This is a genomic window from Arthrobacter sp. MAHUQ-56, assembly GCF_019710585.1.
In the GTDB taxonomy this organism is placed as follows: domain Bacteria; phylum Actinomycetota; class Actinomycetes; order Actinomycetales; family Micrococcaceae; genus Arthrobacter.
The window spans coordinates 82,482-103,526 of the sequence record NZ_JAIFZQ010000008.1; the positions used below are offsets into that span (position 1 = coordinate 82,482).

General features: G+C 66.2%; 23 protein-coding genes. 12 read left to right on the top strand and 11 right to left on the bottom strand.

Features of this window, described 5'->3' with window-relative positions:
- Window positions 1-16 precede the first annotated feature (16 nt).
- A complete protein-coding gene (locus K4G53_RS04515; RefSeq protein WP_221384308.1) occupies window positions 17-445 on the top strand; it encodes a universal stress protein in 429 nt (142 codons plus the stop codon).
- A 159-nt stretch (window positions 446-604) separates the two neighbouring features.
- The gene (locus tag K4G53_RS04520) at window positions 605-940 is read left to right on the top strand and encodes a hypothetical protein (protein ID WP_221384309.1); all 336 of its coding nucleotides are present in this window, start codon (window positions 605-607) and stop codon (window positions 938-940) included.
- A gap of 32 nt (window positions 941-972) precedes the next feature.
- Here the strand turns inward: K4G53_RS04520 and K4G53_RS04525 are convergent, their stop codons facing one another.
- From K4G53_RS04525 to hisC, 5 genes are all read right to left on the bottom strand, one after another.
- Complete coding sequence (locus tag K4G53_RS04525) at window positions 973-1,581, bottom strand: phosphatase PAP2 family protein (RefSeq protein WP_374226149.1); 609 nt, start codon at window positions 1,579-1,581, stop codon at window positions 973-975.
- A 9-nt stretch (window positions 1,582-1,590) separates the two neighbouring features.
- Window positions 1,591-3,105, bottom strand: a complete 1,515-nt coding sequence (locus K4G53_RS21430) for a dihydrolipoamide acetyltransferase family protein (protein ID WP_221384311.1) — start codon at window positions 3,103-3,105, stop codon at window positions 1,591-1,593.
- Between the two features lie 7 nt (window positions 3,106-3,112).
- Window positions 3,113-4,093 carry an alpha-ketoacid dehydrogenase subunit beta gene (locus K4G53_RS04535; protein WP_221384312.1) on the bottom strand — a complete coding sequence of 327 codons (981 nt, stop codon included), beginning with the start codon at window positions 4,091-4,093 and terminating at the stop codon, window positions 3,113-3,115.
- Window positions 4,093-5,316 (bottom strand): pyruvate dehydrogenase (acetyl-transferring) E1 component subunit alpha, encoded by a 1,224-nt coding sequence (gene pdhA / locus K4G53_RS04540; RefSeq protein WP_221384313.1) that lies wholly within the window; start codon window positions 5,314-5,316, stop codon window positions 4,093-4,095. The genes K4G53_RS04535 and pdhA overlap by 1 nt, the downstream gene beginning before the upstream one ends.
- Window positions 5,317-5,465: 149 nt before the next feature.
- Window positions 5,466-6,584 (bottom strand): histidinol-phosphate transaminase, encoded by a 1,119-nt coding sequence (gene hisC, locus K4G53_RS04545; RefSeq protein WP_221384314.1) that lies wholly within the window; start codon window positions 6,582-6,584, stop codon window positions 5,466-5,468.
- A gap of 18 nt (window positions 6,585-6,602) precedes the next feature.
- On the opposite strand from hisC, the gene K4G53_RS04550 reads away from it, so the two are divergent.
- On the top strand, window positions 6,603-7,028 hold the full coding sequence (locus K4G53_RS04550; protein WP_221384315.1) for a phage holin family protein: 426 nt from the start codon (window positions 6,603-6,605) through the stop codon (window positions 7,026-7,028).
- A gap of 196 nt (window positions 7,029-7,224) precedes the next feature.
- A complete protein-coding gene (locus K4G53_RS04555; RefSeq protein WP_221384316.1) occupies window positions 7,225-8,121 on the top strand; it encodes a hypothetical protein in 897 nt (298 codons plus the stop codon).
- A 20-nt stretch (window positions 8,122-8,141) separates the two neighbouring features.
- On the opposite strand, the gene K4G53_RS04560 is transcribed toward K4G53_RS04555, so the two are convergent.
- Window positions 8,142-9,488: a hypothetical protein gene (locus K4G53_RS04560; protein ID WP_260323238.1), complete on the bottom strand. Its 1,347-nt coding sequence runs from the start codon at window positions 9,486-9,488 to the stop codon at window positions 8,142-8,144.
- Complete coding sequence (locus K4G53_RS04565; RefSeq protein WP_221384741.1) at window positions 9,488-9,790, bottom strand: hypothetical protein; 303 nt, start codon at window positions 9,788-9,790, stop codon at window positions 9,488-9,490. Before K4G53_RS04565 ends, K4G53_RS04560 begins: the two co-directional genes overlap by 1 nt.
- 167 nt (window positions 9,791-9,957) lie before the next feature.
- Between K4G53_RS04565 and purB the strand changes: the two genes are divergently transcribed.
- The gene (gene purB, locus K4G53_RS04570; protein WP_221384317.1) at window positions 9,958-11,400 is read left to right on the top strand and encodes an adenylosuccinate lyase; all 1,443 of its coding nucleotides are present in this window, start codon (window positions 9,958-9,960) and stop codon (window positions 11,398-11,400) included.
- A gap of 144 nt (window positions 11,401-11,544) precedes the next feature.
- The gene (locus tag K4G53_RS04575; RefSeq protein ID WP_221384318.1) at window positions 11,545-12,222 is read left to right on the top strand and encodes a histidine phosphatase family protein; all 678 of its coding nucleotides are present in this window, start codon (window positions 11,545-11,547) and stop codon (window positions 12,220-12,222) included.
- Here the strand turns inward: K4G53_RS04575 and K4G53_RS04580 are convergent.
- From K4G53_RS04580 to K4G53_RS04590, 3 genes are all read right to left on the bottom strand, one after another.
- Window positions 12,219-13,064, bottom strand: coding sequence for a serine/threonine-protein kinase (locus tag K4G53_RS04580; RefSeq protein WP_221384319.1), 846 nt, complete (start codon window positions 13,062-13,064; stop codon window positions 12,219-12,221). The two genes, K4G53_RS04575 and K4G53_RS04580, sit on opposite strands and share 4 nt — an antisense overlap.
- A gap of 82 nt (window positions 13,065-13,146) precedes the next feature.
- Window positions 13,147-13,302, bottom strand: a complete 156-nt coding sequence (locus tag K4G53_RS04585) for a hypothetical protein (protein ID WP_221384320.1) — start codon at window positions 13,300-13,302, stop codon at window positions 13,147-13,149.
- A gap of 56 nt (window positions 13,303-13,358) precedes the next feature.
- Window positions 13,359-13,889, bottom strand: coding sequence for a MarR family winged helix-turn-helix transcriptional regulator (locus tag K4G53_RS04590; RefSeq protein ID WP_221384321.1), 531 nt, complete (start codon window positions 13,887-13,889; stop codon window positions 13,359-13,361).
- A 157-nt stretch (window positions 13,890-14,046) separates the two neighbouring features.
- Here K4G53_RS04590 and K4G53_RS04595 point away from each other — a divergent pair, with 157 nt between their 5' ends.
- The 5 genes from K4G53_RS04595 (at window position 14,047) to K4G53_RS04615 (ending at window position 19,319) form a co-directional block, all read left to right on the top strand.
- Window positions 14,047-14,550, top strand: a complete 504-nt coding sequence (locus tag K4G53_RS04595; RefSeq protein WP_221384322.1) for a GNAT family N-acetyltransferase — start codon at window positions 14,047-14,049, stop codon at window positions 14,548-14,550.
- A 70-nt stretch (window positions 14,551-14,620) separates the two neighbouring features.
- The gene (locus K4G53_RS04600; RefSeq protein ID WP_221384323.1) at window positions 14,621-15,085 is read left to right on the top strand and encodes an acyl-CoA thioesterase; all 465 of its coding nucleotides are present in this window, start codon (window positions 14,621-14,623) and stop codon (window positions 15,083-15,085) included.
- Window positions 15,086-15,317: 232 nt separating this feature from the next.
- Window positions 15,318-16,391 carry an extracellular solute-binding protein gene (locus K4G53_RS04605; protein WP_221384324.1) on the top strand — a complete coding sequence of 358 codons (1,074 nt, stop codon included), beginning with the start codon at window positions 15,318-15,320 and terminating at the stop codon, window positions 16,389-16,391.
- 43 nt (window positions 16,392-16,434) lie between these two features.
- A complete protein-coding gene (locus tag K4G53_RS04610) occupies window positions 16,435-17,502 on the top strand; it encodes an ABC transporter ATP-binding protein (protein WP_221384325.1) in 1,068 nt (355 codons plus the stop codon).
- Complete coding sequence (locus K4G53_RS04615) at window positions 17,499-19,319, top strand: iron ABC transporter permease (protein ID WP_221384326.1); 1,821 nt, start codon at window positions 17,499-17,501, stop codon at window positions 19,317-19,319. Before K4G53_RS04610 ends, K4G53_RS04615 begins: the two co-directional genes overlap by 4 nt.
- 61 nt (window positions 19,320-19,380) lie before the next feature.
- Here the strand turns inward: K4G53_RS04615 and K4G53_RS04620 are convergent, their stop codons facing one another.
- Entirely contained in the window at window positions 19,381-20,436 is a 1,056-nt protein-coding gene (locus tag K4G53_RS04620) for an FAD-dependent monooxygenase (protein ID WP_221384327.1), read from the bottom strand.
- Between the two features lie 56 nt (window positions 20,437-20,492).
- Here K4G53_RS04620 and K4G53_RS04625 point away from each other — a divergent pair, with 56 nt between their 5' ends.
- Window positions 20,493-21,035, top strand: coding sequence for a TetR/AcrR family transcriptional regulator (locus K4G53_RS04625; RefSeq protein ID WP_221384328.1), 543 nt, complete (start codon window positions 20,493-20,495; stop codon window positions 21,033-21,035).
- Window positions 21,036-21,045: the final 10 nt, after the last annotated feature.

The following is a 21,045-nucleotide window of genomic DNA, read 5'->3' on the forward strand; positions in this document are numbered from 1 at the left end:
GCAAAGGAGCATGCATATGGCCGGAATTATCGTTGTGGGCGTTGACGGCAGCCAAACCGCAAAGAAGGCGGCCGAGTCCGCCTGGGACCTTGCCGCGGCGCTTGGCGCCTCGCTGCACGTGGTGTCGGCCTTCGACAGCGACCGGACAGAGGTGTTCGGCAGCGGCTCCGACCAGTGGATCGTTTCGGATGCGGACGCCGCCGAACAGGTTGCGAGGACAGTGGCGGAATCACTCGGCCGGGACATCACGGTGACCTACACCGCCGCGCGGGGCCGGCCGGCGGACGCCCTCATCAAGGAAGCCGTCCGCATGGACGCCAGGATCATCGTGGTGGGAAACCGCCGGATGCACGGCATCGGCCGTGTGCTGGGAAGCGTGGCCAACAGCGTTGCCCACAACGCTCCCTGCGACGTCTACATCGCCAACACGTACGACGCCGACTGAGAGTTGCGCCGGACACTCCCCCTGGTGGTGCGAATCGCTGAGGGGGGTGTCCGTTCTCACGCCTATATCACCAATTCAGCTGCAGGCGCAACGATAAAATTGAATAGGCCCCAAAGGCGTGGACATCCGAAATCCACCGCCACCAAAGGGGCTTTTGACTTGATCACCCTCCAGCGCCGCCAGCTCGTAGGCCACGACATCCTCCTCGCGCGCCACGGCAACCACATCAGCTCCATGCGCGTGGACCGCAGCAACGACCGCGTGGTGGCCCTGCTCGATGACGGCAGCCTGGACAGCGCCCCCAACCTCATCGCTCCGAACCTCCAGCTTCCGCACACCGTCCGCAGTGTCCTGCGCGAGGACTGGAAGCTCCTGACCGCGTGGGCGGGCATGGCCGGCGGCATGGGCGTCCTGATGACCGCAGCTGCAGTGTTGCTGGGGACCACGGCAGACCCGGCCATCCTCGAGGCGTTCGCCGCCTACTCCACGTTCTAGGGCTCCCACCCTCCCGAGGCTTCCCGGGCCCGTCAGCCGACCAGCCAGCCCTTCAACAGCCACCAAATTCCGGCCATCACCAGGCCCCCGAAGAGCGATCCGGCCACTACCTGCGCCACGGAATGTGCGCGCAGGACCACCCGGGACCAGCCGACGGCCGGGACCAGCAGCAGTAACGGCGCCCATGCAGCCCCGAGCATCAATACGGCGACCACCGCCGAGCAGGAGATGGCGGCGGCGTGGCCGCTCATTTTCCAGAACGGGCTGACGGCGGCCAGCACCGCCACTCCCCCTACGACTGCCAGCACCATGGCGACCACGCTCTGCGGTGCCCCCACCGCAGACAGCACCAGCAATCCCAGCGCGATGCAGCCCAGTGCCATCAAAAGCACCGGCGCGCGCTGCTTCCTGTCGCTGACATGGTGGTCCGTGACCTTGCCCCGCCTGACCAGGATCAGGAGCAGGAAAAGGGGAAGCACGCACACGAACAGGGCCGCCAGCGCGCCGTAGCCGACAGTTCCGGGGAAACCCGGTTCCGGCAGGGAGCTGATCAAAAGCTGGATGCTGACCACCACCGGCGGCTGGAACGCTTCCGTCAGCCACCTGGCCGTGAGGTTCTTGGTGCGGACCGGTCCGCCGATGGCCACCGCCTAGTCCAGGAGGAGCGCTGGCTCTTCCAGGATGGCCGCGACATCGGCCATGAAGCGGGCAGACAGATCACCATCCACAACGCGGTGGTCGAACGATCCGCCAAGCGTGGTGATCCAGCGCGGAATGACCTCGCCGTCAAGGACCCAGGGCTTTTGCTTGATGGTGCCGAAGGCCACGATGGCCACCTCGCCCGGGTTGATGATGGGCGTGCCGGTATCGATGCCCAGCGCCCCGATGTTGGTGATGGTAAGGGTTCCGCCCTGCATCTCGGCGGGCTGGGTCTTCCCGGCCCTGGCAGTGGTGGCCAGGTTGTTCAGCGCCAGCGCAAGTTCCTTCAGGGACAGGTCCTGGGCGTTTTTGATGTTGGGGACCATGAGGCCGCGCGGGGTTGCCGCGGCGATGCCCAGGTTCATGAAGTGCTTGACCTGGATCTCGGCCGTCCCGTCTGCGTTGTCCACCCAGGCGGCGTTGACGCTGGGGTTCCGGGCGGCGGCCCAGATGACGGCCTTGGCCAGGATGAGAAGCGGTGAGACCTTGATGCCTTCGAAGTCGCGGGAAGACTTGAGCCGCTTGACGAACTCCATGGTGCGGCTGGCGTCAACATCCACGAAGATGCTCACGTGCGGCGCGGCGAAAGCCGATTCCACCATCGCCTTGGCCGTGGCTTTGCGGACGCCCTTGACCGGGATCCGCTCCACCCGCTGGTCCTGCGGCTTCCCGGCCTTGCCCCAGAAGCCGTCGGCCTTGTCCAGTTCCGCGTCGCGCTGGGCCTGGTAGCTCACCAGGTCCTCCCGCGTCACCTCGCCGCGCGAACCCGTGGCCACCACGTCGGCAAGGTCGATGCCCAGGTCGCGGGCGATCTTGCGGACCGGCGGTTTGGCCAGGACGCGGTTGACCAGCCCCGTAATGGAAGCGCCAAGGGTAGGCCGATTGTCGACGACGGCGGCAGCCTCTGCGGGCGCTGCGGCTTGCGCGGGGGCCTGGGTGACTTCAGCCGCGGAGCGGGGCTGCACCGGTTCCACCTCCGGGGCGTTCACGGACACGGCCGCGGCGGGCGTTGCCTTCCGCGGGCGCCGCTTGACGGCGTCGGCCTTGGGACCCGAGCCCACCAGGGGACCACCCGCCGGGGCACTTTCCTGGGCATTGTCCTGTGCGCCGCCGTCGGGCAGCTTGCCATAAAGAGGCTGCACTTCCGGTACCGGCTGGGCCTTCTGTACTGGCGGTGCAGCTACTTCCGGCGCGCGGACGTCAGCTGGCGTCGGGTCGCCGGAGATGTCGTCGCTGACGCTGATGATGGCGGTGCCGACGTCGATGGTCACCCCTTCCTGCACCAGGAGTTCGCTGACCGTCCCGGCAAACGGGGACGGCAGTTCCACGATCGACTTGGCGGTTTCGATCTCGCAGAGGACGTCATTGATGGCGACAGCGTCGCCGGGCTTGACCTTCCAGGAGACGATTTCGGCCTCTGTAAGGCCCTCGCCGACGTCGGGCAGGTTGAACTTATTAAGGGTCATGGTGTCCTCAGTAGGAGAGGGCGCGGTCCAGCGCCTCCAGGATGCGGTCGATGTCGGGAAGGTAGTCTTCCTCCACCTTGGCAACGGGATAGGGCATGTGGAAGCCGCCAACGCGGATCACGGGTGCCTCCAGTGAGTGGAAGGCGCGCTCACTGATGCGGGCCGCGATCTCCCCGCCGATGCCGCCGAACGTGGGGGCTTCGTGGGCCACGATCAGCCTGCCGGTCTTCTGCACCGAGGCCGTGACGGTATCGAAGTCGATGGGCGAGATGGAGCGAAGGTCGATGACTTCAACGCTCCTGCCGTCCTCTTCCGCGGCGTTGGCTGCGGCAAGGGCCACGGGGACCAGCGGGCCGTAGGCCACGATGGTGGCGTCGGTGCCCTCACGCAGGACGTGTGCCTTGAAGGGATCGGCTGATGGACCCGGACCGGCAACATCGACCTCCCCCTTGAGCCAGTAGCGGCGCTTCGGTTCAAAGACAATGACCGGATCCTGGCACTCCACGGCCTGCTGGATCATCCAGTAGGCGTCGTGCGGATTGGACGGGGTAATGATGCGCACACCGGCGGTGTGGGCGAACAGCGCTTCGGGTGATTCGGAATGGTGCTCCACCGAGCCGATGCCCCCGCCGTATGGGATGCGGATGACGACGGGAACCGTCAGGTTGCCGTTGCTGCGTGCGTGCATCTTGGCCAGCTGCGTGGTGATCTGGTTGAACCCGGGGAAGACGAAACCGTCGAACTGGATCTCGCACACAGGGCTGTACCCGCGCAGGGCCAGGCCGATGGCCGTGCCGATGATGCCGGATTCGGCCAGCGGGGTATCCACCACACGGTCAGGGCCGAACTCGCCGATCAGCCCGTCAGTGACGCGATAGACACCTCCCAGGGGGCCGATATCCTCGCCCATGAGGAGCGCCTTCGGGTTGGCGGCCAGGGTGGCCCGCAGGCCCTCGTTGATGGCCTTCGCAATGGTCATCGTTGTCATCAGTGGCCTGCCTTTGCTGCCTGCGCGGCGGTCTCTTCCTCGCCGGCGAATCCCGCAGCGTATTCCTCGAACCATGCCAGTTCCTCGGCCACCAGCGGGTGTGCTTCGGCGTAGACGTTGGCGAAGGCCTGCCGGATGTCCGGGTTCTCAAGATCATGTGCGGTGCGCCGGACGTAGGCGGCGAGCTCATCGCCGTCGGCCTTGACCTTGGCGAAGAAAGCGTCGTCAGCCAGGGCCTCCGCACGCAGGTACTTCTCAAGCCGGGAGAGCGGATCCTTGGCCCGCCACGCGTCTTCTTCGTCGGAGTGGCGGTACTTGGTGGGATCATCGGCAGTGGTGTGGGCACCAACCCGGTAGGTGAAGGCCTCGATCAGGACCGGGCCCTTGCCCTGGCGGGCGTGTTCCAGTGCCCATTCAGTGACGGCGTGGACCGCGATGACGTCGTTGCCGTCCACGCGGATGCCGGGAAAGCCGTAGCCCTTGGCCCGGTTGGACAGCGGAACCCGGGTCTGGACGTTGGTGGGCACGGAAATGGCCCAGTGGTTGTTCTGGCAGAAGAAGACCACGGGCGCGTTGTAGGAGGACGCGAAGACCATTGATTCGTGGACGTCGCCTTCCGAGCTGGCACCGTCGCCGAAGTAGGCAATGACGGCGGCGTCCGGCTCGTTGCCGCCCGTACCGGCCAGCTTCTGGTCGCGCTGGATTCCCATCGCGTAGCCCACCGCATGCAGCGTCTGCGCGGCCAGGACCAGGGTGTAGAGGTGGAAGTTGGTTTCCCTGGGGTTCCAGCCGCCGTTGGACACGCCGCGGAACTGGCGGAGCAGCTCGGCCAGGTCAACGTTGCGGGTCAGGGCCACGCCGTGTTCACGGTAGGTGGGGAAGATGTAGTCCTGCGGCTGGCTCGCCCTGCCGGAACCGATCTGGGCGGCTTCCTGGCCCGTCAGCGGCACCCACAGTGCAAGCTGGCCCTGGCGCTGGAGGGCGGTGGCTTCGATGTCGAAGCGGCGGATGGCGGCCATGTCAGCGTAGAGTCCCCGCAGGGCTTCCGGCGTGAGCTTGTCCGCATAGTCGCTGAACAGCGGATCGGTGCCCAATTTCCCGTCCGGGCCGAGCAGCTGCACCATCTGGGCCGTGGGATCACCCATGACGGCCTCAGCGTCAGCCTCCCGCTGGTCGTCTACCGCTGTTCCGTCGAACTCGGTGGAAGGCAGATGAGTGCCCATACCGTCTCCTCGCTTGCCGCATCCGATGCAATGCAAATGTCGCTGGGATATATGCCTCAACGGGAATACATTCCCGGCAAGGCATATACAATGGCTTACTGATCCTAACTTTATCTTCGGTAAGTAGCGGAAGGGCTACTTGTTAAGCGCTAGGAAGTGGCGGACGCCTTTGTATAGTCGGCACACAATTGGAGGAAGCGGCTGTTGGCCTCCACTTCCCCGATGCTCACCCTGACGCCCTCTCCCGGAAACGCCCTCACCGACAGCGCCTGCGCCGCCGCCAGCTCTGCGAATGCGGCGCTTTCAGCACCGAGCGCCAGCCACACAAAGTTGCCCTGCGCGTCCGGTACGTCCCACCCGATCTCCCGCAGCCCACTGGCAACGCGCTCCCGCTCATCGACGAGCCTTTGTACCCTTTCCACAACCTGGGCATAATTCTGCAGCGACACGACCGCTGCTTTTTCCGCAATTTGGGACACCGCGAACGGTGTTGCGGCCACCCGCAGGTACTGGGTCAGTTCCGGGTGGGAGACGCTGTAGCCCACCCGGAGTCCTGCCAGGCCGTGTGCTTTGGAAAAGGTCCGCAGCACCACCACGTTGGGGTACTTGCGGTAGAGCGAGATTCCGTCCACAGCGTCCCCGGCACGGACGAATTCCTGGTATGCCTCGTCGATCACCACCACCACGTCGGCCGGGACGGACCGGATAAATGCTTCGGTCTCGGCCGTCTTCAGGGCCGGACCGGTGGGGTTGTTGGGTGTGCAGAGAAGGATCACCTTCGTCCGGGCACTGACGGCGGCCGCCATGGCGTCGAGGTCATGCCTGCCGTCTGCCGTGACCGGGATCCGGACACTTTCCGCGCCTGCCAGTCCCACGCTGATGGGGTAGGCCTCGAATGACCGCCACGCATAGATGACCTCGTCCGCCTTGCCGTCCTCGTTCTGTCCGGCGAACGCAGCGAGGATCTGGTTCAGCGCGCCCAGGCTGCCGGCTCCGGTAACGATGTCCTCCGCGGGCACGTCGAGGAAGTCGGCGAGCGCGGCACGCAGCTTGCTGCTCAACGGGTCGGGGTAGCGGTTGAAGTCCGTCTGGCTGGCGATGGCCTCCACGACGGCGGGAATCGGGGGCAACGGGTTCTCGTTCGAGGACAGCTTGTAGCTGGCCATTCCCTCGACGGCCGCGGGGGGCTTGCCCGCAGCGTAACGTGGCAGCCGGTCCAGCACCGGGCGCGGCGCGATTCCGCCTGCCCTGGTCTCAGATGGGGTCATGGCCACTAGCCTAGTGGCATGGGTTCGCTTATTCTCCGGATCGTCGTCAACGCCGCAGCCCTCTGGGTGGCCAGCTGGATCTTGCCTGGGATGGACATCTCGAGCACTGCAACATCCGACGCCGTGGCCAGGTCCGGCATCTCGCAGGACGCGGATACGATCGGCATCATCCTCGCCTATCTCTTCATCGGCCTCATCTTCGGCGTGGTCAATGCCTTCGTGCGGCCGCTGGTCAGGCTCCTTGCGCTGCCGATCACCATCCTGACGCTGGGGCTGTTCGCCATCGTCATCAACGCCGCCATGCTGTACCTGACCGCGTGGCTCAGCAGTTACACGCCCATCCACCTCAGCATCGATTCCTTCTTCTGGACGGCGGTGCTGGCAGCGATCATCATCTCCCTGGTCTCGCTGGTGGCAGGATTGCTGCCGGGCGGCCGGCGTTGACCCGCGCAACCGGAACCTGCCCGCCCAAGTAGGAGTAGGCGCAGAATCGGGTACACCTCCGCCTTGTTTCCCCCGATAGCCTCCAAAATTCCAGTACCGGCCACCCATGACCCCTCAGGGCCACGCTTCCTAGGCTGCTTCCCGTGGGCCACCGAAGTGCCCATTGCTGTCAGTTACGGAAGCTCGGGGTCGAAGAATGAAGCCGGTAAGAATCCTGGTCGCTGCCTGTCTGCTGTTCGCCCTCCAGGTGGGCCCGGCGAACGCAGACGCAGAAACAGCCGCCGCGCCCACGGAAGCGGTTCTCGGCAATGACATCTCCTGGCCCCAGTGCGGCGGTGAGTTGCCTGCACCCCCGGCGTTCGCGATTGTCGGAGTGAACGGGGGGAGGCCCGACACGGTGAACCCGTGCCTGGCTGACCAGCTGGCCTGGGCGGACCGCACCCCGGCTGCAACGGGGGGCACACCTACTGCCGTGTATGTGAACACCGCGGCGACGGGGCCTGTTGAGACCCCATGGTGGCCGGCTGCCAACACCTACCTGGGCAATGGCATCAGCAACCCCTACGGAATGTGCGACGGTAGTGCGTCCCCGGCCTGCGCCTACGTCCATGGGTACGCCATGGCCTTCAATGACGTCGTGATTTTGAAGCAAGCGGGTGGCTACACAGTGGGCCGCATGTGGTGGCTGGACGTCGAAACGGGAAACAGCTGGTTATCGGACAAGACCGCGAACGCAGCGGAACTGGAAGGCATGACCGATTACCTGGTGGGCGCCGGCGCAGAGGTAGGCATCTATTCCACGGGGTACCAATTCGGTGGGATTGCAGGCGAAATCGCCCCCGCCAGCAGCCTCTACCGGCTCAAGAACTGGCTGGCGGGTGCAGAATCTGTGTCCTCTGCCCAGGAGTACTGCGCGTCCGACCCCCTCACGCCCGGGGCGACCGTCACGACCACCCAGTTCACCGCAGGGAACCTCGACTACAACTACCGGTGCCCCGCGGCAGCGCAGCCACCGGCCCCGCAGCCCGCCCCGCAGCCGGAGCAGAGCCGCTTCGACGCCTACGCCGAGATGCACGCGGCCCAGATCTCCTGAACCCGCCCTAGCTATGCCCCTCACTTGGCGCCGGGTTGCGGCCGCCCGGAGAAGGGGTCCCTGCGGTCCATGGGAACAGGTGGCGGTGGCGTCTTCGATAAAGAGAAACGCGTGGCGGTGGCGGCGCCGCCGGCACCAAGCACGGCGCCCAGCACGGCCGTGGACTGCATCAGTGAAGGGTCTTTACTCCCTGCCACGAGGCGCCCGGCCTCCTCGTATCCGTCGAGCCGGTGCCCGGGGCCCAGCTCGGCGTCCTCCCCTCCACGGACATAGAGGTCGTTGGTCATGGTGACCGTGACCTGGTTCCTGGCATCCCGGTTCGGCATACCGTCGCTGCCCGGCACCCAGTCGGTGCGGTGCTCCAGGTGCAACGTACTGACGCCTGGTGGAGGTGTAATGCGTGAAATAGGTGATCCTGCGGTCAGCACGTACTTCATGCCGTACTCGTCCTGGAACCGCTCGTCGGCTGCAAGGTTCATGGCGTGGATCCCACCCTGGCTGTAACCGACGGCGACCACGTCTGCGCCCCGCTCCGCACCGGCGTCCCGGAGCGCCCGGAGGACAGCAGCGTTGACGTGCTCAGAATTGCTGCCCAGCCCATCGACTATCCCGCCCAGATCGAACGGGTTGGTGCCCTCGTCGGCATCATTGATTTGGGTACCGGGAACGAGGACGATATAGGCCTTCTTTCCGTCGTTATCCACTTGGATAACCTCGATCAAGCCGCTGCCGCGTTCCTCAAGCAGCCTGACCCGCTCCAGCAGCCCTGCCGGCGAAGCGTCGAGATGCAGTGCCATGCTTTCTTCCCGTTTGACGGCGACCGTGCCCGTGCGAAGCCCTGGATCAGCCCATTCAAGCAGTGGCTCGATCGTGGGAAGTCCGGTGACGGCGTTTCCCGCCAGCATTTCGGTGGCAGCGCCGTTCAGGAATCCTGTCCGCCAGAAGTCCACGTGCTTTTGCATCTCCACCGAGGGCGGCGAAGTACCCAGGGTCCGCAAATGCCGGACCCTTTCCTCAGCCAGTTCATACTCGAACCGGCAGCCCCGGATATGGCTGCTGATCCGCTGCAACTCCAGCCTGACGCTTTGGACGGCGTCCCGGGCGTCACCCACGACGGTAAGCGCCGCGGTTCCGGTGCTCCGCGGCTCATTCTGGTGTGCGCCCAGGTCACGCCAAGCGTTGAAGACCTCGGCCTCCACATTCGCGAGCTGTTCGGCGAGGCCGTCCAGTTTGCGTGCACCAACGTCCAGTTCCTCCAGCTGCACGGTAATCCCACCCACACCGCCCCTGACCGTCAGGTTGCCGTCGGGAGCCGGGGGCGAGACACGGATGGGGCCGCCGGAGCCTGATGGGGTTATTTCGGCCATCAGGGCCGGCCGCCATAGGAGCAGTCGGACGTCAACGCCGCGCGGGCGTGCGCGGCAACTGCCACCGAGGCCTCGTGCAGCCGATCCACTGCCCGGCGCACCGCTACTGCCTGCAGACTGACTGCATCCCGATAGGCCTGTCCGGCAGGAGACTGCCACTCCAGCATCTGGATCTCCCGGAACCCATTGAGGACTTCCTCGGTCCGGCCGGCGCAGCGCGCCAGCCTCGCCGCCAACTCCTGGACCGCAACGCTGGTGCCCAGCCCTCCGCCCCAGATCCCGTCCGCCAGGTCGTTTGCCATGCCGCACCCCCGCCGCTGCCCGGACTGCTGCTCGTCGCGCCTCAGTCCCCGTGTTTCCACGCTAGGGAGGACATCGGCGGCAGGTAAGCACCGCCGTCGGCTATGTGGACAAGTAACGTGGAATCCGGCGCTTAAGGCCCCGCCGGACTTCGTGAAAGAATCAGCACATGCCTGAAACTGCCGCCACAGCTGACACCCGTACGCCCTCAGGACGCCTGGCCCTCGCCGCGTCGCCCGAAAAAATCGCGCTGGGGCCGCTGGACGGCCGGTACCAGGCCGCCGTCGCCCCGCTTGTGGACTACCTGTCGGAGGCAGCGCTGAACCGCGACCGCGTGGCCGTCGAAGTCGAGTGGCTCATCCATCTGACCAGCAACAGCGTCCTTCCCGGCGCCGGCCCCCTGACCGGGGAGCAGCAGGACCAGCTCCGCGCCATCGTCACCGAATTCGACGCCGCCTCCGTGGCCGAACTCGCCGAAATCGAGGCCGTCACCGTGCACGACGTCAAGGCCGTCGAGTACTACATCGGCCGGCGCCTGCCGGCGATCGGGATCGAAAACCTGACCGCCATGGTCCACTTCGGCTGCACCTCCGAAGACATCAACAACCTGTCCTACGCGCTTGGCATCAAGGGTGCCGTTGAGGACGTATGGCTCCCGGCAGCCCGCAACCTCGTGGCCCAAATCAGCAAAATGGCGCAGGACAACCGCGCGGTGCCCATGCTGTCCCGCACCCACGGCCAGCCTGCCACCCCCACCACCCTGGGCAAGGAACTGGCCGTCATCGCGCACCGCCTTACCCGCCAGCTGGACCGCATCGCCAAAACGGAGTACCTGGGCAAGATCAACGGCGCCACCGGCACCTACGCCGCGCACGTGGCCTCCGTTCCCGGCGCCGACTGGCAGCAGGTGTCCAAGTCGTTCGTCGAGGGACTCGGGCTCACCTGGAACCCGCTGACCACGCAGATCGAGAGCCACGACTGGCAGGCGGAGCTGTACGCGGACGTCGCGCGGTTCAACCGCATCCTCCACAACGTCTGCACCGACATCTGGAGCTACATCTCCATCGGCTACTTCGCGCAGATCCCGGTGGCCGGCGCTACGGGCTCGTCCACCATGCCGCACAAGGTCAACCCGATCCGCTTCGAGAACGCCGAAGCCAACCTCGAGATCTCCTCCGGCCTCCTGGACGTCCTGGGTTCCACACTGGTGACCTCCCGCTGGCAGCGAGACCTCACCGACTCCTCCAGCCAGCGCAACATCGGCGTCGCTTTCGGCCACTCCCTCCTGGCCATTTCCAACGTGGCCAAGGGGCTGGAACGCCTGGACGTTGCCGAGGACGTGCTCGCCGGGGATCTGGACACCAACTGGGAAGTCCTGGGCGAGGCGATCCAGATGGTCATGCGCGCGGAGGCGATCGCCGGCGTCGAGGGCATGGAAAACCCCTACGAGCGGCTCAAGGACCTCACCCGCGGCCACCGCGTGGACGCCGCCCGCATGCAGGAATTCGTGCAGAGCCTCGGCCTGTCCGCGGAGGCGGAAGCCCGCCTGCTGGCCCTGACGCCGGGCAAGTACACGGGCATCGCGGACCAGTTGGTGGACCACCTGAAGTAAGGGCCCGCGGCAAGGCAGGGAGTACGACGTCGGCGCCGGGCTCTTCGGGGCCCGGCACCTTGCCGCGGGGCTGGCAGCCGGGGGTGGCAGCGGCGGTGTCCCGGCGCGTCATTCCGCCCGGGCCGAAGGTGGGAAACTGGGAGCATGAAGTTGCTGCTTATCCGCCACGGCGAAACCCCGGGCAACGTTCTGGGGCAGCTGGACACTGCCCACCCCGGCCCCGGCCTGACCGAGCTGGGCGGCCGCCAGGCCGAAGCCATGGCCCGGTCCCTTGCCAATGAGCCCATCGAAGCCCTGTATGCCTCCACGCTGATCAGGACGCAGATCACCGCCGAACCCCTCGCCCGCCTGCACACCCTGGACGTCACGGTGCTGGACGGCCTGCATGAAATCGAAGCAGGCTCCCTGGAGAAGCTGACGGACCACGAAGCCCACAAGCGCTACATGGGCACGGTCATCGCCTGGGCGGCCGGCGACCTGGACCGGCGCATGCCCGCGGGGCCGGACGGCCACACGTTCTTCGAACGCTTTGACGCGGCCATTGCGCACGTCGCCGAACAGGCTTCGCACCGCCGCCACGGTACCGTCGCCGTCGTCAGCCACGGCGCCGCCATCCGCACGTGGGCCGGGTTGCGGGCCGAAGGAGCAGACCACGACTTTGCCGCCCGCCACGTCCTGGCCAACACGGGAATTGTGGCGCTGGAAGGCAGCCCCGCTGCCGGCTGGACATTGATCCACTGGGATGGAAGCCCCGTGGGCGGTCTGGCCCTGGCCGACCCCACGGCGGAAGATCCCACAGGCAAGGCCGTGACCGGACCCTAAACCCGCTGCCGGTGCCGGCGCGCGGGAAACACCGGCATCGTCCGGCAAGGCCGCGCCTCCCGGACTTCGGGCACGGGAGGCATGAGCTGCGCCGCCATGTCGGCCGCCTCTGCCGCCGTCGGCCGCCGGCTTCCCTCCATTGCCGTGAGGGCCCGCAGGAATCCGCTCCAGCCGCCCAGATGGTCCGGCACCTCCGGGGACCGCAGGGTCCGGGCAACCAAGGACTCGATGGCGGTGCCCGGGAACGCCTTGGACCCGGTGAGAAGCTCCAGCAGGACCAGGCCCGTGGCGTACACATCCCACGAAGGGTCTGCCACGCCGCCCGAGGCCTGTTCGGGACTCATGTAGTGCACCGTGCCGGAGGAGATCCCGGGCTCGGGCGCCGCTCCCACCGCCGCAGCGATTCCAAAGTCGATGATCCGCACCGGGCTCCTGCGCAGGCCGCTGAGCATCAGGTTGGCCGGTTTGATGTCCCGGTGCACCAGTCCGGCGGAATGCAGGTGTGCGAGACCGCTGAACAGGCCCCGGGCCCATCCGGCAACCTCGCCTGGACCCGGCCTCCGGATACGGACGGTCTCAGCAAGGCTAACCCCCAGGGCAAGCTCCTGCGCCAGGAAGGGCCGGCCGGAAAAGGCCCCGCCGGCGGGCATGCTCCCCGCGGCGATGAACCGGACGATGGACGGGTGGTCAAGGCCTGCCAGGATGGCGGCCTCATTCCGGATTCTTTCCTGCCGCCTGCGCCCGTCCCCGGCGGCCACTTTGATGGCCGTATCGGGACCCCCTGCCAGGTCCACGGCACGGAAGACCTCTGCCGCGGATCCCCGCCCCAGCCGTTCCCTCAACCGGAAGCGCCCCCAACGACTTCCGCTGCGTCCTTGCCGCCCGCCTCCAGTGCCGGTTCAGCCGTCACCAGCCCGACCGCGCTCATGCGGCAGGAACCGCTGCCGGAACGTCATCCTGCGGCGCAGTGGTGCCGTCCAGGATAGAAGAAATCAACAGCGCAGTCCTGTGATGCAGGCAGGAGCGATTGGTGAGGAAATCAATCGGCGGAACTTCGGCAAAAGAAACCAACACACTCACGACTCCGTTGGAAAGCAACTTTAGGATAATCGTAAGCTTACATATAACTAGGCGAACTAGCTAGCCGGACTAGATACTTTTTTTCCTTCGTGCTGCTCCACGGCTTCCAAGGCCTGCGTCATGCGCTGCAGGAAATCGATCACCGTCCTGGCTTCTTCGGCGCTGAGCGACTCGGAGACGGACATCATGCGCCGGTGCATCGCGCCCAGCGTCTCCCGAACCTCGTTATCCGACTCAACAGTGGGAATGACCACTACCGAGCGGCGGTCGGAGGGGTGGGCTTCGCGGCGGACGTGGCCGCTGGCAACAAGCCGGTCGATCAGAGAGGTGGTGGAGGCGCTGGTGATGTTGAGGAAATGGCTCAGGTCCTTGGGTACCACCTGCTTGCCCGACGCCTGGGCGCGCAACAGGTAGCGCAGCGCCAGGATATCCGTCTCGCCCATGCCCATCGAATCCCGGGTGGAGCGCCGGATGGCCGTCTCGGCCGAGCGGTAGTCGCGCAGCGCCTTCAGGACGGCGGCGCTGTAGTCCAACTGCCCGTCGGGTCCATACCAGTAACCGGATCCCTCGTTGCCTGTGAACACCATGGAATCAGTCTAGACCAGCTGATAACTAGACCGCCAAGTGACTTGGATCTTCAAGAAGGTTCTCTGCTGTTCCTCAGTGCTTACCCCGGAGAAACACCCCCGTAACCGCCTCCTTCTAGCCTTGGAAGGCATATCCCTCCGGCGAATCGAGGCAGGCATGCAGACCAATCCGCGTCTCAACATCAGGCAAGTTCCCTGGTCCAACCCGGTGGGGGCCGACCTCCGCCGCGCGCAGCAGGCCGAACTCGACGCCCGCTTCGGCAGCACCGACCACGAGCCCGGCCCGCCGCCGTCGGGCGCCGACTGCGCCGTCTTCCTGGTGGCCTATGACAAGGGGTCGGGACAGCCGGTAGGCTGCGGCGGCCTGCGCCTGCTGGACGCGGCGACGGCAGAAATCAAGCGCCTGTATGTCCTGCCGTACACCCGCGGCTCAGGCGTGGCCAGCTCCATCCTTGCAGCGCTTGAGGCGGAAGCCTTCAAGCAGGGCATCACCCGCATCAAGGCGGAAGCCGGCTCCGCCCAGCCGGACGGCCGGAACTTCTACGAGAATTCGGGCTTCGAGGCCATACCCAACTTCGGCCCGTACATCGGTGTGCAGCACTCCTACTGCTACGCGAAAAGCATCAACGCCCGCACCGCCGCCCACACGGCCATGGCATAGCGTCAACGCCGCCCGCGCCGCAGGCCGTCACACTCCGAGGGCCTGCGGTGCGTTCGGCTAATCTCGGCCTATGGAAACAGCAGACATCACCTTCCGGACGCGCAAATGGGTCCGTCCCGAGGACCTGAACGCCAACGGGACACTCTTCGGCGGCAGCCTGCTGAAGTGGATTGACGAAGAAGCCGCCATCTACGCCATCCTGCAACTGGGCAACGGACGCGCCGTCACCAAGTACATCTCGGAAATCAATTTCGTCAGCTCCGCCGTCCAGGGCGACCTCGTCGAAATGGGCCTCACAGCCACGCGCTTTGGCCGGACATCACTGACCATGCGGGCGGAGGTCCGCAACATGATCACGCGGCAAAGCATCCTCACCATCGAGGAGATCGTTTTCGTCAACCTCAACTCCGAAGGCAAGCCCGAGCCGCACGGCTACACGGAGATCACCTACGACCGGGACCGCATCCCCACGCATCACCTCACAGAAACCGCCGTCAAGGACGGAACACACCAGCAAGGATCAGTCCAGGACTGACGCGGACGCCATGACGACGGCGGAGCCCGGCTTCCGCCGTCGGCCCCCCATTGCCGGACAGCAGGATTCACCGGGCGTTAACGCGCAGGGCGCGCCCCATTTCCACTGCCGGTCCAGAGTAGGCAGTCGGGCTGTTTATCGAATCGATAGCTATAACGGCCCGCTTTTTGCCATGCCCAGCTATAGGCTGTGCGGACATGCTCCGGTTCCAGTCCAGAAATGAGTCCTGATCGTGCGTAGATTCCCCAATTTGGTCGCCGCCGTTGCCGCCGTCGTCCTGCTTGCCGGCTGCGGGAGCGGCGCGGCAACCCCCGCCCCGTCCGAAGGCGGCCCGCAGTCCGCCGGCGGTTCGGGCGACACCCTGGTGGTGTACACCAACTCCAACGGCGAAGGCCGCGGGGACTGGCTGACCGCCAAAGCGGCCGAGGCCGGCTTCAAGATCGAGATCGTGGGCGCCGGCGGTGCCGACGCCACCAACAAGCTCATCGCCGAGAAGAACAACCCCATCGCCGACGTCGCGTTCGGCTTGAACAACATGTACTTCTCGCAGATCAAGAACGAGGGCGCCCTGGAGGCGTACCAGCCGTCCTGGGCCGGCGACGTGGACAAGGAGCTAGGCGACGGGGAGACCTACTGGCCGCTGGTCAAGCAGGCCATCCTGCTCGGCTACAACTCGGACAAGTTCTCCAAGGACGCCGCGCCCAAGGACTGGACGGACCTGTGGACGAAGGACGCGTTCAAGAGCCGCTATGAGCGGGTCACCGGCCTTGGCACCGCCACCGCGCAGCTGGTTTTCGCCGGTATCCTCAGCCGCTACCGCGACGACTCCGGCGACCTGGGCGTATCCGATGAAGGCTGGAAGCAGGTGGAGCAGTACTTCCAGAACGGGAGCCCTGCCGTAGCCAAGACGGACCTCTTCGCGCGCATCGCCTCGGGCGAGGTTGATATGGGCCAAATGCCGTCCTCGATCATCGCCGACCGGGAGAAGTCCTTCAAGGTGAACGTTGAAACGGTGATACCTTCCGTGGGCGTTCCCCTGGCTGTGGAGCAGGTTGCCCTGGTGAAGGGCAGCAAGAAGAAGGAGCAGGCCCAGAAGTTCATCGACTGGTTCGGCAGCGCCGAGACCCAGGGCCAATTCGCCAAGCAGTTCAATTCCATGCCGGTGAACAAGGGGGCCCAGGCGCAGGCCAACCCCGAGGTGGTGGACTTCTTCGCGGACCTGAAACAGCAGGACATCGACTGGGATTTCGTGCAGGAGAACATGGGCGCCTGGGTGGAGAAGATCGAGCTCGAATACATGACGTAGCCGGCCGCGCCCTCCGTTCGCCGTTCCACCAGACAGGTTTGACATGATCCGCTTGGACAACATCGAAGTTACTTTTGGCGATTTCACGGCCATTCCGCAGCTGGACCTGCATGTCCGGCCCGGGGAGTTCTTCACGCTGCTGGGGCCATCCGGCTGCGGAAAGACGACGGCGTTGCGCACCTTGGCGGGCTTCATCCAGCCCGCCAAGGGAACCGTCCGGGTGGACGGCAAGGACGTCACGCGGCTCCCGAGCGACAAGAGGCAGGTGGGCATGGTGTTCCAGAACTATGCCCTCTTTCCCAGCATGAGCGTCTGGGAGAACATCGCTTTCGGCCTGCGGGTCCGGAAAGAGAAGCCGACGGACAGCGACCGCCTGGTCCGGGACATAGCCCGGCGCGTTGACCTCAGCGACGAACAGCTGTCGAAGAACGTGGCGGAGCTGTCCGGCGGCCAGCAGCAGCGCGTTGCCGTGGCACGCGCCCTCGTGCTGCGGCCAAAGATCCTGCTGCTGGACGAGCCGCTCTCCAACCTCGATGCGAAGCTGCGGCACCAGCTCCGGCAGCAGCTCAAGGACCTGCAAAGCGAGTTCGGCATCACCACCGTGTATGTCACCCACGACCAGGACGAGGCACTTGCAATGAGTGACCGGGTGGCCGTCTTCAACAAGGGCGTCGTCGAGCAGGTGGGGACGCCGCAGGAAATCTACGACCACTCCGCCACGGAGTTCGTCTGCAATTTCATTGGCGACAGTTCCGCCCTCACCCCGGAGTTCGTCGCTGAAGTGAACCGCCTTTCCGGGGCGCAGTTGAGCACGGACGCCAGCTCCTACCTTCGGGTGGAAAAAGCGTCACTCGCGGCGCCTGCGGAGGGCGGCACCGCCGTCGGACTTCCCGGAACAGTGGTGTCCCGCACCTACCATGGCCTGCACAGCCGCTACGTGGTGCGCAGCCACGGCGCGGATGTCCGCCTGCTGGTCAGGGAGGACGGAGGCGCCCACCCGCAGCCCGGCACGGAAGCCACTGTGTACCTGCAGCCCGGGCATGTGCTGCAGTACCACCCGGCCTCAGGCTCCGCACTGCGGAACCAGGACGAGGCGGTGGCCCTGCCATGACGGGGACCCCGGTCCGCGGGATGGTCCGCTCCCCTTTCGTCCTGGTGGTCGGCGCGGTCCTCACCTGGTTCATTGCCGCATTCCTGGTCTGGCCCAACATCAACGTCCTGATCGCCACGTTCTTCCCGGACGGCAGCTTTTCGGGACGGGCGGCGGAGAAGCTGTTCTCGTCGCAGCGCGCCATGAAAGCGCTGGGGAACAGCTTCCTGCTGGCAGTGGCTCTGTCCGTCACGGTCAACCTGGTGGGCATCTTCATCGTCCTGATGACTCACTACTTCCGGATCCGCGGTTCACGGATCCTGTTCCTGGGCTACGCCTCCACCTTCATCTACGGCGGCATCGTGCTGGCGGCCGGGTACAAGTTCATTTACGGGGACAAAGGCATTGTCACGTCGCTGCTGGTGAAGGTGTTTCCCGGGATGGACGCCGGCTGGTTCTCCGGGTTTTTCGCCGTCCTGGCGGTCATGACCTTTGCCACGACCACCAACCACATGCTGTTCGTGGCCAATGCGCTCAAGGGCATCGACTACCAGACCATCGAGGCTGCGAAGAACCTCGGCGCTTCCACCTGGACCATCCTGCGGCGGATCGTGCTGCCCATGCTCAAACCGACGCTGTTCGCGGTCACCATCCTGTCCTTCCTGACCGGCCTCGGGGCCCTGAGCGCGCCCCAGGTCCTGGGTGGCCGGGATTTCCAAACAATCACCCCGATGATCCTGACCTTCACCAACAGCCCAACCTCCAGGGATCTCGCGGCGCTGCTGGCAGTGATCCTGGGCCTGGCCACCATGGTGATGCTGTCCGTGATGTCCAGGCTCGAGAAGGGTGGCACCTACTTCTCGGTGTCCAAGGTGTCCTCCGAACTGCAGAAGCAGGAGATCACCAACCCGGTGGCCAACGCGGCGGTCCACGCCGTGGCGTACGTGCTTTTTGCCGTGTACACGCTGCCGGTGGTGCTCATCATCCTGTATTCATTCGCTGACGGAGCCGCCATCCAGACGGGGCAGCTCTCACTGGGCAATCTGACGCTGGACAACTACGTCCGCGTCCTCACCCAGCAGTCGGGGTTGCGGCCCTTCATTGTCAGCGTCGTGTACAGCGCGCTGGCGGCCCTCATCGCCGTGGGTGGCCTGCTCTTCGTGGCACGGCTGCTGCAAAAGTACAGGAACTGGGTGGCCGCCGCCTTCGAGTACCTGCTGCACATCCCCTGGATCCTGCCCTCGGCGCTCCTGGCACTGGGCCTGATCATCAGCTACGACCATCCCAACCCGCTGGTGGGCGGCGCCGTGTTGACCGGCACCACGGTGATCCTGCTGATCGCCTTCGTCACCGTGAAGATTCCTTTCACGCTGCGGATGCTGAAGGCGTCCTTCGCCTCCGTGAACTCATCCCTCGAAGAAGCGGCCACCATCATGGGCGCCAAGACCCTGTACGTGTTCCGGCGGATCCTCCTGCCACTGGTGCTGCCGGCGGCGGCTGCCGTTACCGCGCTGAATTTCAACAGCCTGCTCGACGACTACGACACCGCCATCTTCCTGGCCCACCCGCTGGTCCAGCCGCTGGGCCTGGTGATCAAGGCGAACACCGACGGCGCCGAAGGCACCGAGGGTATCGCCAACACGTTCGTGTACACCGTCCTGCTCATGGTGATCACCGGCCTCACCATGTATTTCGTCTATGGCCGGTCCCGCCGGCGCACCGGCAGGAAACGCCTGCCCGGGTCACCTTCCGTCCCAGGGACCGCCGGCCAGGCACTTCCCGGCGCCCCTGCGCCGGGAGAGGACGACGCCGCCCGTCCCGCTGCCGCCGTCCGCTAAGCGGGAGGGTTGGCTGGGACGGGTCCGATGATCCAGCGTGGGCTGTTGTCGCGTCCGCAGGTCAGCCGCCGGTGCTGTTGACGACGGCGGCACGGGACTGCCGTCGCCGTGCCAGGTTGAGCAGGCGGTCACGGAAGGGCTGGGCGCGTTCGGCCATGGCGACCCGGTTGAGGACGGCCGAGGCCCCGCTCACTGCCTGGCTCCGGAGGCGGCGGCTACGGTCATAGGCACGCAGTGCCTGGTCTTCCGGGAGCGTGTTGAGGAGCTCCGCCAGCGTCACCGCATCCACCAGTGACTCACAGGCGCCGCGGCCCAGGTTCGGGGTCATGGCGTGGGCGGCGTCGCCGATCAGCACGGTCCGGCCGCGGATGTAGGAACGAAGGTACGGGGCTGTCCAGAGCCGCTGCACCAGCGAATCCTGCGGAGTTGCGGCTGCCAGCACCTCCCGGATGGCGGGCGCGTGGCCGGCGAAGCGCTCCCGGGCCTGGTCCAGCACTGACGCCACATCGATCCCATAGGGGCCGAGGCCAGACCGGTAGCCGGCATACCAGAGGGTGCCGGTCCGGGCCGCGGCAATGCCGAACAGGTCCCCGCGGCCCCAGTACTCACCCACCGCGTCCTGGTTGACGGGGGAGGGCAGGATCCCCCGCAGGGCAAGGTACGGCGTGAGCCGTGCCGCGGTGCCGGCACCCCAGACCTCGCGGCGCACCACGCTGTGGACGCCGTCGGCCCCGACTACCAGGCCGCCGCCACCCGGTACGTGCTGAACGTTGTCCGTCACGCGCCGCACAGTCGCCGGGACGGCGGAGTCCAGGAGTTGCAGCAAGTCGATCCGGGAGATGGCGAACATGGCGCCGGCATCGACGGTTGCCCAGGGTTCGCCGGCGCCATTGCGGATCGAGCCGCTGCCGATCACCGGGCTGGCTGCCCTGGCCTCCTCCAGCACCCCCAGCCGCGCCAGCGCGCGTTGGGCCGTGGGCCACATCCCCAGCGCGGTGCCCACAGTGGGCAATTCGGGCCGCTTCTCGTGGACGGTTACCTCGAACCGGTCCGGGTCCAGGCAGGCAGCCAATGCCAGTCCTGCAATTCCTCCACCAACGATCGTGATCGTCTCCATGGCGGCAATTTTACTACTTTTGTAGTGCAATGGAAGGGCGTTATTAGACTGGGGGCATGCCTGACCGCCGAACCCAGCTCCTCGACGCCGCACTGGCGGTAGTGGCGGACAGGGGACTGAAGGGCCTCACCCACCGGGCAGTAGATGCGGCGGCCGGAGTCGCCGAGGGGACCACGTCCAACTACTACCGCAGCCGCAGCACCCTCGTGGAGGCGGTGCTGGAGCGCCTGCTGCAGCTGGACGGCGCGCTTTTCCAGGATTCCGGGCCCGCCGGTCCGCCCCGCGACGTTGGCGAACTCGCCGAACAACTGGCAGGCCTGGTGCTGGCGCTGGCCGGAGAGCACGCGGGCCTCACCCGTGCGCGCCTGGCCTTTTCGCTGGACCACCCCGGGTCCGTCACTGCGGGCCATCTGCTGCTGGTGCGCAACCTGGAGCTGGCACTGACTGCCCTGGGGGTGGCGGATGCAGCAGCGCGCGCCCGCGATGTGGCGGACTACGGTGACGGGCTCCTGCTGCACCTGCTCACCGTCCGGCGGAATGAAAGCCCGGACCCTGCTGCCATTGCCGCGGGGTTCCGGCGGCTGCTGCTGGCGCCGTGAAAGCAGGCCC

Coding starts and splice junctions, on each gene's coding strand:
- K4G53_RS04515 (WP_221384308.1), top strand. CDS start 17: ATGGCCGGAATTATCGTTGTGGGCGTTGACGGCAGCCAAACCGCAAAG.
- K4G53_RS21430 (WP_221384311.1), bottom strand. CDS start 3,105: ATGACCCTTAATAAGTTCAACCTGCCCGACGTCGGCGAGGGCCTTACA.
- K4G53_RS04535 (WP_221384312.1), bottom strand. CDS start 4,093: ATGACAACGATGACCATTGCGAAGGCCATCAACGAGGGCCTGCGGGCC.
- pdhA (WP_221384313.1), bottom strand. CDS start 5,316: ATGGGCACTCATCTGCCTTCCACCGAGTTCGACGGAACAGCGGTAGAC.
- hisC (WP_221384314.1), bottom strand. CDS start 6,584: ATGACCCCATCTGAGACCAGGGCAGGCGGAATCGCGCCGCGCCCGGTG.
- K4G53_RS04550 (WP_221384315.1), top strand. CDS start 6,603: ATGGGTTCGCTTATTCTCCGGATCGTCGTCAACGCCGCAGCCCTCTGG.
- K4G53_RS04555 (WP_221384316.1), top strand. CDS start 7,225: ATGAAGCCGGTAAGAATCCTGGTCGCTGCCTGTCTGCTGTTCGCCCTC.
- K4G53_RS04560 (WP_260323238.1), bottom strand. CDS start 9,488: ATGGCCGAAATAACCCCATCAGGCTCCGGCGGCCCCATCCGTGTCTCG.
- K4G53_RS04565 (WP_221384741.1), bottom strand. CDS start 9,790: ATGGCAAACGACCTGGCGGACGGGATCTGGGGCGGAGGGCTGGGCACC.
- purB (WP_221384317.1), top strand. CDS start 9,958: ATGCCTGAAACTGCCGCCACAGCTGACACCCGTACGCCCTCAGGACGC.
- K4G53_RS04575 (WP_221384318.1), top strand. CDS start 11,545: ATGAAGTTGCTGCTTATCCGCCACGGCGAAACCCCGGGCAACGTTCTG.
- K4G53_RS04590 (WP_221384321.1), bottom strand. CDS start 13,889: ATGGTGTTCACAGGCAACGAGGGATCCGGTTACTGGTATGGACCCGAC.
- K4G53_RS04595 (WP_221384322.1), top strand. CDS start 14,047: ATGCAGACCAATCCGCGTCTCAACATCAGGCAAGTTCCCTGGTCCAAC.
- K4G53_RS04600 (WP_221384323.1), top strand. CDS start 14,621: ATGGAAACAGCAGACATCACCTTCCGGACGCGCAAATGGGTCCGTCCC.
- K4G53_RS04610 (WP_221384325.1), top strand. CDS start 16,435: ATGATCCGCTTGGACAACATCGAAGTTACTTTTGGCGATTTCACGGCC.
- K4G53_RS04615 (WP_221384326.1), top strand. CDS start 17,499: ATGACGGGGACCCCGGTCCGCGGGATGGTCCGCTCCCCTTTCGTCCTG.
- K4G53_RS04620 (WP_221384327.1), bottom strand. CDS start 20,436: ATGGAGACGATCACGATCGTTGGTGGAGGAATTGCAGGACTGGCATTG.
- K4G53_RS04625 (WP_221384328.1), top strand. CDS start 20,493: ATGCCTGACCGCCGAACCCAGCTCCTCGACGCCGCACTGGCGGTAGTG.